This window comes from Serratia fonticola (genome assembly GCF_001006005.1).
GTDB classification, from domain to species: domain Bacteria; phylum Pseudomonadota; class Gammaproteobacteria; order Enterobacterales; family Enterobacteriaceae; genus Chania; species Chania fonticola.
Window position 1 is genome coordinate 427937 of record NZ_CP011254.1, and the last position, 11583, is coordinate 439519.

Here is an 11583-nt window from a genome sequence, read left to right on the forward strand (position 1 = left end):
AGAGACAAGGTTCCCGACGGCGGAACCTAAGCAGCTAACAGCCTGCACCAATTCCAGAAATCAGTGACAATACCAATACAATAAGAAGAATGGTCATGATCACGCCAAAAGCAAACATGGCAATTTGAAAAGCCAGCGTGCCAATACCGAGCATTACCGCAGCAGAAACCGCGCGCGGGTTTTCCTTACACGCCCCAGCAATAGCGCCCAGGATCACGGCACCCACCGCCAATACGGCAGTGACGATCTTCAATATCCGATCCACATCATAATGAGGCCGCGAGACCTTTTCAGGGATTTGATGGCCAGCCAATGAGGCCAGCAGTGATTCTTTGATAGCCACTGCTTTGCCCGCAACGAGGCTTTCCAACGTCTGCTGAGGGGCAAATGGCCCGGCATAGAAATGCACCATCGCCAATAACAGCGCCAAACCGCCTAGCGCGATCCCCGACCAACCGAATATATTTTGTCTGAGCAAGCGAAACCCTCCTTGGTGACTCGCGGTAATGTGCACATTATCCACTAGTTCCACACGGCGGTGGAAACTCTATTTTAGCCATACCGCGTGAATTGCGCATTGCTACGCATAAATCGGAAATTGCTGGTAAAGCCCACAACAGAGAGGCTAAGCGGGCGCAGCATGCAGCGCCCCTACGGTCGAACATACAGGTCTAATATACAGATCGAACATGCAGGTCTAACTTACAGCGCGATTACAGCTCGATATTGAGCAGTGAATCCAGCTGTTGTAGCAGCAACAGCAGCGGCAGGCAGTTCGGCTGTTTATCCTTTAGCGCTTCTTCAAAATAGGGGGTAATGGCAAAACGCGTTGGCAGTGGCGCATTGGCATCGAGCAGCGCGTGCATCCTTGGCAACAGTATCCACTGCAACCATTCTTCGGCTTGCATGCTGTCGATGCAAAAAGGTTCCGTGCTGGCAAAAGCCTCGGCTTCCGGCGGCGTCAACTGCCACAGCGCCAGATCCCGCATGGACTGTTCAATCGCCTGTAAATTGTGGCGAACCTGGTTGGATATACTCATCAACATTCCCGAACAATTTATCCCCGTCATCTTTCAAGCTGTGGCTAGGCCACAACTTGAAATCTATAGGGTATAGGTATGTAAAATCAGCCTATGGCTGAGAGCCGCAAAGCATAACATTTAAGCCCAAAGCACCCAATTTTATCTGGTGGCGCCACGCCTGGCACGGCACAATACGCGCACCCAAAAATCACACATGATAAAAGACATGCCCGCAACATCACTCAATAAAAATCACGCTACGCCCGGTAAAGCCATGCTGGCTTCGGTTACCGGTTATGCTATGGACGGCTTCGATCTGTTGATACTCGGCTTTATGCTGCCAGTGATCACCACTGAACTGGGTCTTACCTCATCACAAGCCGGTTCGCTGGTGACCTGGACATTGATCGGCGCAGTGATTGGCGGCGTGATCTTTGGCCATCTCAGCGACCGTTTTGGCCGCATCCGCGTGCTGACCATCACTATCCTGATGTTTTCGCTGTTTACCGGCCTGTGCGCCGTTGCCGTCGGCTACTGGGACTTGCTGGCCTATCGCACCCTGGCCGGGATTGGGCTGGGTGGCGAATTCGGTATTGGTATGGCGTTGATCGCCGAAGCCTGGCCCGCAGAGAAGCGCAACCGCGCCTCGGCCTATGTGGGCATGGGTTGGCAGCTTGGCGTGCTTGCAGCGGCCTTCCTCACCCCGCTGCTGCTGCCTTATATCGGCTGGCGTGGCATGTTCCTGGTGGGCCTGCTGCCAGCGCTGGTTTCCTTCCTTATTCGCCGAACCATGGGCGAACCTAAAGAGTTTACGCAGCAAAAAACCAGCGAACAGCAACTCTCCTTTACTCAACGATTAAAGCTGCTATTTAAAGATCGCGCCACCAGCAAGGCCAGCCTGGGGATCTTTATCCTCTGCTCGGTGCAGAACTTTGGCTATTACGGGCTGATGATCTGGATGCCGACCTATCTGGCCAAAAACTTTGGCTTCTCGCTGACCAAATCCGGCGTCTGGACGGGAGTCACGGTGATCGGCATGACCTTCGGTATCTGGCTGTTCGGCGTATTGGCCGACCGCTTTCCCCGTTGGATCATCTTTGTCATTTATCAGGTTGGTGCCGTGGTGATGGTCATCAGCTATGCGCAGCTCACCGATCCCACGCTGATGCTGTTTGCGGGTGCTCTGATGGGGGTGTTCGTTAACGGAATGATTGGCGGCTACGGCGCGCTGATTTCTGACACCTACCCGGTACAGGCTCGCGCCACGGCGCAGAATATCCTGTTCAACCTGGGCCGTGGCGTCGGTGGGCTGGGGCCATTGGTGATCGGTGCGCTGGTCACTCAGGTTTCCTTTACCGCTGCGATCAGCCTGCTGGCCGCTATTTACCTGTTGGATATTTTCGCCACGCTGTTCCTGCTACCGAAGAAACAAAGCACGGGCGATACGTTGGGGGCAATCGGGTAAACCTTGAGGGGGGAGGTCAGGCAGAATTTGCTGTCTGGCTTTGCTCCAGACAAAAAGTTGGGGGCACTGCGTTAACAGTGCCCCCGGTTCGTTTTATAGCTAATCCCGCTACAAGTGTGCTCCCTGCTCAATCCCTGAAAACTTTTCCTTTCGGCCATCCTGACCAAAACAATCCTTCGCAAAATCCTATAGCATCGTCCTGACGCGGTTCCTCGGCCTTCCTGACCCACCAACAATCCTGTGTTGGCTCTCTATCTCCGTCCTGGAGGTGTCCTTGGTTTCAATCCTGAAACATCCTGTGTATCATCCTGATACCAATCCTTTCCACTCTTCCTGAGTGCATCCCTTTCTTCTTCCTGAAGCTGCATCATCCTGACGCTTTCCTGCTCCATCCGGCTTCCTTCCGGTAGACATAAGATCGCTTATTTCCTTTCCGTTCACAAGGGCATGTAGGACGGATTACAGTAAATCAGACTTAACCCACACCAGCGAAAACACATAACAAATTGATATATATAGTTAATAATTAAAAAAAGGTTAAATATAGTTAAAAATTAAAAGCGATCTCTCACAGCTTTTGTAAGAGATCTCGCACACGCACTAAAGGCAAATTAGCCGATTAATTAACTCTGGGGCGTAAAGCATTGAGAAAATCCCCCAAACAGGCAGCTAATAGCGTGCGTTTTTTGCTGCCAAATTGCTCAAGCAGCACGTTGCCGCTGACATTACACAGCGACACCACCGTCATTTCCGATTCTGTGGTCGCCAGGAATAACGTAGGCGAGAGCTTAAGGCGTTTTTGCGTCACCAGATGCCCAATCAGATTCTCCTGCAGCCGAATAAAGTCGTCTTCACTCCAGACCTGCAATAGCGTCAACGGATGCTCGCCAAACTCCGCACTCATATCACCGGCATACTGTTGGGTATAGAAGATGTGGATATCCGGCTGTAGTTGCAGTTCCAGCGCCTGCTCCACCTTTTCCAGGCTGGCCGTTGGCGTAAAAGGCTGCGGCAGCCACAGCACCGTATCATCGCGATTTTCGACAATACAGGGGGAAGCCACGCCGTACAGTTCCTGGCTAGCCGGGGCATGGCCATACTGCTGCTGCCATTTGTCGACATAGCGCTGGGTAAATTCACGCAGGGCGTGCGATACATCATGGTCCATATTTTTTCTCGCATACGGTAAACTGGTGCCTATTGTACCTATCTAAGACCAAGGTGACAGCTCATGTCCTCCTATCAAGATCATCAGGCTCTGGCGGCACTGACGCTGGGCAAGCCAACCGCATACCGTGACTACTACGATGCCTCACTGTTACAAGCTGTTCCTCGCAGCATGAACCGGGAGCCGCTGGGGCTTTATCCCGATAGCCTGCCGTTCCACGGTGCCGATATCTGGACGCTGTATGAACTGTCCTGGCTCAATGCCAAGGGGCTGCCGCAGGTCGCGGTGGGAGAAATCAGCCTGAATGCCAACAGCATCAACCTGATTGAGTCCAAAAGCTTCAAGCTCTATCTCAACAGCTTTAACCAAACCCACTTCCCAGACTGGGAAGCGGTGCGCTCTACGCTACAACGCGATCTCGCCGCCTGCGCGCAAGGGGATGTCAGCGTGAGCCTGTTCAGCGTCGATCGGCTTGAAGGCAGCCCAATCGCCCGGTTGGAGGGCGAATGCCTCGACCAGCAAGACATCAGCATTGATAACTACGAGTTCGATACGGGCTACCTGGAAGGCGCAGCCGGTAGCCAAATCGTTGAGGAAACGCTGGTCAGCCATCTGCTGAAGTCCAACTGCCTGATCACCAACCAGCCCGATTGGGGCTCGGTGCAAATCCGCTATCGCGGTCCGCAGATCAACCGTGAAGCCCTGCTGCGCTATCTGGTTTCGTTCCGCCATCACAACGAATTCCATGAACAGTGCGTTGAGCGGATCTTTAACGATCTGCTGCGTTTCTGCCAGCCGCAACAATTGAGCGTTTATGCCCGCTATACCCGGCGCGGTGGTCTGGATATCAACCCTTGGCGCAGCAATGTGGCGTTCGAGCCGTCGCATGGCCGTCTAGCCCGCCAATAATGCTCAACAACTGAGCTAACAGGCGGTTTGTATTGGTAAAAATCCGGAGACGGCGGTAAGGTTAAATCAAGAGTGCCCGCTTTTTGCTCAGGCATTCCAGTAGGCAATACAAAATTCTTACCGCAGTGCACAGAGACAGGTAAGGATTATTATCGCCCTGTTTATGGGCGCAAAGGAGTTACCTTGATTACACATATCAGCCCACTTGGCGCTATGGATTTGTTGTCGCAGCTGGAAGTAGACATGCTGAAGCGTACCGCCAGCAGCGACCTGTACCGTTTGTTCCGCAACTGCTCCCTGGCGGTGTTAAATTCCGGTAGCCAGACCGACAACAGCAAACAGCTACTGTCGCGTTACGAAAACTTTGATATCAACGTGCTGCGCCGTGAACGCGGCGTAAAACTGGAGCTGGTGAACCCGCCAGAAGAGGCTTTCGTTGATGGCCGCATTATTCGTTCACTGCAGGCCAACCTGTTTGCGGTGCTGCGCGATATCCTGTTTGTCCACGGCCAAATTGACAGCGCCGAGCGTTTCCAACACCTGAATTCGGAAGACTCCATTCATATCACCAATCTGGTGTTCTCCATCCTGCGTAATGCCCGCACGCTGCACCTCGACGAAGACCCGAATATGGTGGTGTGCTGGGGTGGCCACTCGATCAATGAAAACGAATATCTGTATGCCCGTAAAGTCGGTAGCCAGTTGGGCCTGCGCGAGCTGAATATCTGTACCGGCTGTGGGCCAGGGGCGATGGAAGCGCCAATGAAAGGGGCCGCCGTCGGCCATGCTCAACAGCGTTACCACAACAGCCGCTTTATCGGTATGACCGAACCTTCCATCATTGCCGCCGAGCCGCCGAATCCGCTGGTTAACGAACTGGTGATCATGCCAGATATCGAAAAACGTCTGGAAGCCTTTGTGCGTATCGCACACGGCATCATCATTTTCCCTGGTGGGGTCGGTACGGCGGAAGAACTGCTGTATCTGTTGGGCATTCTGATGAATCCGGAAAACAGCGAACAGGTCCTGCCGCTGATCCTCACCGGGCCAAAAGAGAGTGCCGATTACTTCCGCGTGCTGGACGAATTCATCATGAATACGCTGGGCGAGGAAGCACGCCGTCATTACACCATCATCATTGACGATCCAGCCGAAGTGGCCCGTCAGATGAAAAAGGCCATGCCGCTGGTGAAAGAAAACCGCCGTAATACCGGTGATGCCTACAGCTTTAACTGGTCGATGCGTATTGCACCGGACCTGCAGCTCCCCTTCGAGCCAAGCCATGAAAACATGGCCAACCTCAACCTGTACCCGAATCAACCGGCAGAACAGTTGGCTGCGGCCCTGCGCCGTGCATTCTCAGGGATCGTGGCGGGCAACGTGAAGGAGAACGGCATTCATGCCATCGAACAGTTCGGCCCTTACAAGCTGCATGGCGATCCGTTGATGATGAAGCAGATGGACAGCCTGTTGCAGGGCTTTGTCGCCCAGCACAGGATGAAACTGCCGGGTACCGCCTACGTACCTTGCTACGAGATTGTAGCCTGATCATCACCTCTGGGCGGCGTCATAGCCGCCCTTATTTTCTGACGTTGTTGTCTTGCCTATGCCTATACATTTACTGATTGTCGATGCTCTGAACTTAATCCGCCGCATTCATGCTGTGCAGGGATCCCCTTGTGTCAACGCTTGCAAACATGCGCTACAGCAGTTGATTCAACACAGCCAGCCCACCCATGCCGTGGCGGTGTTCGACGAAGACGACCGTAGCGAGAGCTGGCGCCATCAAATTCTGCCCGATTACAAAGCCGGACGCTCGCCGATGCCGGAAAACCTGCATCAGGAAATGCCGCAGCTGCGCGAAGCGTTTGCCGAGCTTGGGGTGGCCAGTTGGCATTCTGCAGGCAATGAGGCGGACGATCTGGCTGCGACCCTGACGGCCAAAATTGCCGCTGGCGGGCACCAGGTGACGATTGTCTCTACCGACAAAGGCTACTGCCAGCTGCTGGCACCCAGCGTACAGATCCGAGACTACTTCCAGAAACGCTGGTTGGATATGCCGTTTGTGCAACAAGAGTTTGGCGTGTTACCGCAACAGCTCACAGATTATTGGGGGCTGGCAGGCATTGGTAGCAGCAAGATCCCTGGCGTTGCCGGTATCGGGCCAAAAACGGCGGTATTGCTACTGCAACAGATGGGAAGTCTGGATGGTCTGTATCAACACCTGGAGCAGGTGCCGGAGAAGTGGCACAGCAAACTGTTAGAGCACCGCGAGCTGGCCTATATCAGCAAAAAGGTCGCCACTTTGCGTACCGATTTGACGCTGGACGGCAATCTGCAACAGTTACGTTTGCCAATAAACTAAGGGCGCTGCCAGCAGCAACGCCCTTATGCCTTACTCGCGCTCGTCGCGGCGACCGGGAATGGCCGACCACATGCGGCGCACGTGTACGGTGATCTCTTCACGATCGTGGTACAACTGCTTAGCGTGGATCTCTGCGCTAATCCCCTCGTTGGCCAAGGCTTCGTGGATACTTTGCAGGTTCTGCGACACCTCTTCGTAACGCTTCTTCATCGGCAGCTTCAGGTTAAAGATCGCCTCACGGCACCAGCCTTTGAGCAACCATTGGATCATCAGGCTGGTCACTTTTGCCGGTTTCTCCACCATATCGCACACTACCCAGTAGTTTTTGCTGGTGGTCGGTTCAAAGCGGAAGCCGTCGACACGGTGATGGGTCACCTGCCCGGTATCCATCAGGCTCTGGGCCATTGGGCCGTTGTCCACCGAATGCACCATCATGCTGCGTTTGACCAACTGATAGGTCCAGCCGCCAGGGCAAGCCCCCAGATCGACCGCAAACATTCCGCTGCCTAAACGCTCATCCCATTCGTCTGCCGGGATGAATACGTGGAAAGCCTCTTCCAGCTTCAGCGTAGAGCGGCTTGGCGCATCAGACGGGAACTTCAGCCGAGGGATCCCCATATAGAACGGGGAGTTGTTGTTGCTGTAGGAATACCCCACGTAGCAACAGCCCGGCGCGATAAAGAACACGTGTACCACCGGGCGAGAGGGATTCTCACGCGCCATCAGCACTTTCTGCTCACGCAATGCGCCGCGCAGCGGCACAGTCAGCTTGCGGCAGAACTTCAGCAGCTCTTTGCTTTCGTTGGTATCTGGCACTTCGACCCGTAATTCACCGCCGCGGTCGACCACGCCCATCAGCATGCCGACAATCGGTGAAACCCGATCTTCCGGCGGCAAATCACGCAGCAGTTCTCCCACCACCAACATCTGGCGGGCAAAGATCAGCTCACGGAACGGGATTTCTTTCGCCAGGCGATCGGCATCGTCCGGCTGATAGCATTCAAACAGCACATAGCCGCTGTTGTCTTTAACCCTGGCAAAGCCAAATACTTCCAACTGGGCGGCCTTGTCGGTAATTTCCGCCGCGCACTCTTTCTCAAAGCCTTGGCGGCAGTACAACGCGATCTTATTCATGGCGCTCGGCCTTTTTCCTCAGACGCAAAGCGCCAATCAACATCAATGCCCAACCGATCAGGAAGCAGGTCCCGCCTACTGGCGTGACATAAACCCAAACCTTTTGGTGAGACAGCGCCAGACAGTAAAGGCTGCCGCTGAACAACACGGTGCCGAGCGCCAACAGCGCTCCGCTCCAGTAAAACCACAGGCTGACCCGACGCTGCATGGCAACGGCCAGCCCCAGGATCGCCAGAGTATGGAACCCCTGGTAATCAAGCCCGGTGCGGATCCAGGCCATTTCATTGACCCCAAGCGCACTACTCAATACGTGCGCACCAAACGCGCCCAGAGCAACATAGACAAAACCACTGATAGCAGCAAAAATCAGCATAGAACGGCTACTCATCATTATTCACCTTAATCGAGACTCACCAGCCACAACGTCACCGCAGCCGGCCTTATTGTTCATAGCGAAAGCGGAACTTCTCCTGTTCGCTGGCCGCACGCGCCAAGATCCATTGGCGAAAGGCGGCTATTTTACCCAGTTCTGCCTGGCTGTCATGACATACCAGATAAAAAGCGTTTTTACTTACCAGCACATCGTTAAACGGGCAGACCAGCCGACCGGCTTCGATCTCGGTTTGCGCCATCACGTTGTTCACCAGAGCAATCCCCTGACCATGAACGGCTGCCTGAACCACCATGGCGCTATGGCTAAAGATTGGCCCTTGCTGCACGTTGATATGCTGTAACCCCAGTTGGCGGGTGTATGCCAACCAGTCGCGGCGTGAAGTATCATGCAGAAGCGTATGATAAGCCAGATCGCCCGGCACTTTCAGTGCATGATCGCCCATTAACAGGCTGGGAGAGCAAACCGGCAGCAGATATTCCGCATACAAACGCTCGGTGCGCACTCCCGGCCAGTTGCCACGGCCATAAAAGATCGCCACGTCAACGTCATCCGCCAGCTTTTCTTCTTCGCGGTCAATGGCCTGGATACGCACATCGATCCCCGGATAAGCTGAGTTAAAGCTGGAAAGACGTGGCACCAGCCACTGAATGGCGAAACTGGGCGGCAGGCTGACGGTCAAAGCCCCCTTGGCACTGCGTGCCTGAAGCTTGCGTGTTGCCTCATTGATCGAAGAGAAAATCTCTTTGATATCCAGGTAATAACTCTGTCCCTCTTCCGTCAGCAACAGCGAACGGTTACGCCGTCGAAATAGTTTCAGCCCCAGAAAATCTTCCAGAGACTTGATCTGATGGCTGACTGCGGCCTGGGTAACAAACAGCTCCTCTGCCGCCTTGGTAAAGCTCAAATGGCGGGCTGCCGCGTCAAAAACCCGCAGAGCATTAAGAGGAGGGAGACGTTTAGACATGAATTAACCCTTTTGTATTGCAAACTGCGGCGTTGTCGGCTGAATGCGCCTTTAACGCCGCCAGGCTGTGCCGAACAGGGATGTTCAAATGCCGCGAGCGCAAGGATGCGCCTAAGCGGCCAATCTGCAATTCATCGGCTTTAGTTACATTTATGTAACAAATGGCCGCCGGGTTTCGCAAACGAGATCAGGCTGCACGATACATAACGCCACTAGCCCATCCGCGTGGACTATTGCCATTAGTTTTTTTAATCCGAGCCATTATAAATTGTCCGTTGAGCATGCGCCAGTAAATACCTATAGTGGCGACACTTCCTGGGCCGGAACGAAAAGGGATTGGGTGTCGAGGACGCCGATGAACTTTTGGCTTGTGGTTGTGATGTTGTGTTTGCAATTTGTCCGCCAATTCGGACATGGTAGCTAGGCTACTGTTTTTCACTTCCTGTACATTTACCCTGTCTGTCCATAGTGATTTTATGCAGCACCGCCAACTTCGCGGTGCTTTTTTTTGCCCAATGTTTACTGGTTACCTTCCACCATCTCTTTCACATCGGCACGGTTAATCTGCTGCTCAACGCCGTTGGCATCTTTGTAGCTGATCATCCCGGTATCGTCATCCACCTTGGGTTTTCCATCGGCGACAATGGTGCGCCCATCGCTGGTATGCATGACGTAGTTGCTTGAGCAGGCTGATAGGGTAAACGTAAGCATCAGGGCAGAGATAACTGCGGCTGTCTTGTTCATTTGTGACTCCTTGTAGATAAAAATGCTGTAAAACTCATTTCTGTTATTTAAGGGACTCATTCGAACGCCAATATTCAGCATAACAAACTTTCGTCAGATTTCCAGGAAACAGCGACAATTGTTCGGGATAACTTGTCTCTGACGGCAAAATAGGACAGGATCAATGGCTGACAAAGCCACTGATAATCAGCCGATGAAGCCTTTTGAGCCTACCTTGTTCCGCAGCCAGTTCCCGGCCCTTCAACAGGCGGGAATTTATCTGGACAGTGCCGCTACCGCGCTAAAACCGCAGGCGGTGATCGACGCCACGCAGCAGTTTTACAGCGCAGATGCCGCCACCGTACACCGTAGCCAACATCGTGCGGCTCAGGATTTGACCCAGCGCTTTGAGCTGGCACGCCAGCAGGTCGCCACCTTGATTAATGCCCCCGGTGCGGACGATATCGTTTGGACCCGTGGCACCACAGAAGCCATCAATTTAGTCGCGCAGAGCTATGCTCGCCCACGCCTGCAGCCCGGGGATCAGATCCTGGTTAGCGAGGCGGAGCATCATGCCAACCTGATCCCGTGGTTGATGGTGGCAGAACAGACCGGTGCCGAAGTGGTGAAGCTGCCGCTTGGCCCCGATCGCCTGCCAGATTTGACGCTGCTCCCTACGCTGTTGTGCGAGAAAACCCGCATTCTGGCCTTGGGACAAATGTCTAACGTCACGGGAGGCTGCCCGGATATCGCGCTGGCTATTGAGTTGGCTCATGCGGTCAACGCAGTAGTGATGATCGACGGCGCACAGGGCATTGTGCATTGCCCTGCCGACGTTCAGCGGCTGGATATCGATTTCTACGCCTTCTCAGCGCATAAACTCTATGGCCCAACTGGCATTGGTGCGTTGTATGGCAAAACCGCGTTGCTGGCCCAAATGGGGCCATGGCAAGGCGGGGGGAAAATGCTGACGCAGGCTTCTTTCAGCGGCTTTACGCCACAAAAACCGCCGCACTGTTTTGAGGCCGGTACGCCGAATATTGCCGGAGTGCTGGGGCTGGGTGCCGCGTTGAGCTGGCTGGAAACGCAGGATATGGCCGCCGCCGAGCAATACAGCCGCGCCCTGGCGCAAAATGCCGAACAGCGTTTGCAGCAGTTACCCGGATTTCGCAGCTTCCGCAGTTCCGGCTCCAGCCTGCTGGCCTTTGATATCGCCGGGATCCACCACAGCGATATCGTCACCCTGTTAGCCGAACAGAACATCGCGGTACGCGCGGGCCAACACTGCGCCCAACCTTTGATCGCCGCATTAGGGGTCAGCGGAACGTTACGTGCGTCATTTGCGCCTTATAATACGCCGCAAGACGTCGATGCTCTGGTGCTGGCGTTAACTAATGCCATCGAATTACTGGCGGAATAAGATGCAAAATGGAGAACCG

At 54.2% G+C, this 11583-nt stretch carries 12 protein-coding genes; 5 read left to right on the forward strand and 7 right to left on the reverse strand.

The window, feature by feature from the left end; translation table 11 throughout:
• Positions 1-34: 34 nt before the first annotated feature.
• Positions 35-478, reverse strand: a complete 444-nt coding sequence (locus tag WN53_RS01800; RefSeq protein ID WP_024484307.1) for a hypothetical protein — start codon at positions 476-478, stop codon at positions 35-37.
• Positions 479-713: 235 nt separating this feature from the next.
• Positions 714-1040: a YqcC family protein gene (locus tag WN53_RS01805; RefSeq protein ID WP_024484306.1), complete on the reverse strand. Its 327-nt coding sequence runs from the start codon at positions 1038-1040 to the stop codon at positions 714-716.
• A gap of 208 nt (positions 1041-1248) precedes the next feature.
• Between WN53_RS01805 and WN53_RS01810 the strand changes: the two genes are divergently transcribed.
• Entirely contained in the window at positions 1249-2487 is a 1239-nt protein-coding gene (locus tag WN53_RS01810) for an MFS transporter (protein WP_024484305.1), read from the forward strand.
• A gap of 619 nt (positions 2488-3106) precedes the next feature.
• On the opposite strand, the gene syd is transcribed toward WN53_RS01810, so the two are convergent.
• Complete coding sequence (gene syd, locus WN53_RS01815) at positions 3107-3655, reverse strand: SecY-interacting protein (protein WP_024484304.1); 549 nt, start codon at positions 3653-3655, stop codon at positions 3107-3109.
• Positions 3656-3718: 63 nt separating this feature from the next.
• On the opposite strand from syd, the gene queF reads away from it, so the two are divergent.
• From queF to xni, 3 genes are all read left to right on the forward strand, one after another.
• Complete coding sequence (gene queF, locus WN53_RS01820; RefSeq protein ID WP_024484303.1) at positions 3719-4564, forward strand: NADPH-dependent 7-cyano-7-deazaguanine reductase QueF; 846 nt, start codon at positions 3719-3721, stop codon at positions 4562-4564.
• A 183-nt stretch (positions 4565-4747) separates the two neighbouring features.
• The gene (gene ppnN / locus WN53_RS01825) at positions 4748-6112 is read left to right on the forward strand and encodes a nucleotide 5'-monophosphate nucleosidase PpnN (RefSeq protein ID WP_024484302.1); all 1365 of its coding nucleotides are present in this window, start codon (positions 4748-4750) and stop codon (positions 6110-6112) included.
• Between the two features lie 58 nt (positions 6113-6170).
• On the forward strand, positions 6171-6929 hold the full coding sequence (gene xni, locus WN53_RS01830) for a flap endonuclease Xni (protein WP_024484301.1): 759 nt from the start codon (positions 6171-6173) through the stop codon (positions 6927-6929).
• A gap of 30 nt (positions 6930-6959) precedes the next feature.
• Here the strand turns inward: xni and rlmM are convergent, their stop codons facing one another.
• The 4 genes from rlmM to WN53_RS01850 all read right to left on the reverse strand — a co-directional run bounded on the left by rlmM (position 6960) and on the right by WN53_RS01850 (position 10165).
• Complete coding sequence (gene rlmM / locus WN53_RS01835) at positions 6960-8063, reverse strand: 23S rRNA (cytidine(2498)-2'-O)-methyltransferase RlmM (protein ID WP_024484300.1); 1104 nt, start codon at positions 8061-8063, stop codon at positions 6960-6962.
• Entirely contained in the window at positions 8056-8451 is a 396-nt protein-coding gene (locus tag WN53_RS01840) for a DUF423 domain-containing protein (protein ID WP_024484299.1), read from the reverse strand. Before WN53_RS01840 ends, rlmM begins: the two co-directional genes overlap by 8 nt.
• Before the next feature lie 52 nt (positions 8452-8503).
• Entirely contained in the window at positions 8504-9421 is a 918-nt protein-coding gene (locus tag WN53_RS01845) for a transcriptional regulator GcvA (RefSeq protein ID WP_024484298.1), read from the reverse strand.
• A 519-nt stretch (positions 9422-9940) separates the two neighbouring features.
• Positions 9941-10165 carry a YgdI/YgdR family lipoprotein gene (locus tag WN53_RS01850; protein WP_024484297.1) on the reverse strand — a complete coding sequence of 75 codons (225 nt, stop codon included), beginning with the start codon at positions 10163-10165 and terminating at the stop codon, positions 9941-9943.
• Between the two features lie 193 nt (positions 10166-10358).
• Between WN53_RS01850 and csdA the strand changes: the two genes are divergently transcribed.
• A complete protein-coding gene (gene csdA, locus WN53_RS01855) occupies positions 10359-11564 on the forward strand; it encodes a cysteine desulfurase CsdA (protein WP_024484296.1) in 1206 nt (401 codons plus the stop codon).
• The last annotated feature ends 19 nt before the right edge of the window (positions 11565-11583 follow it).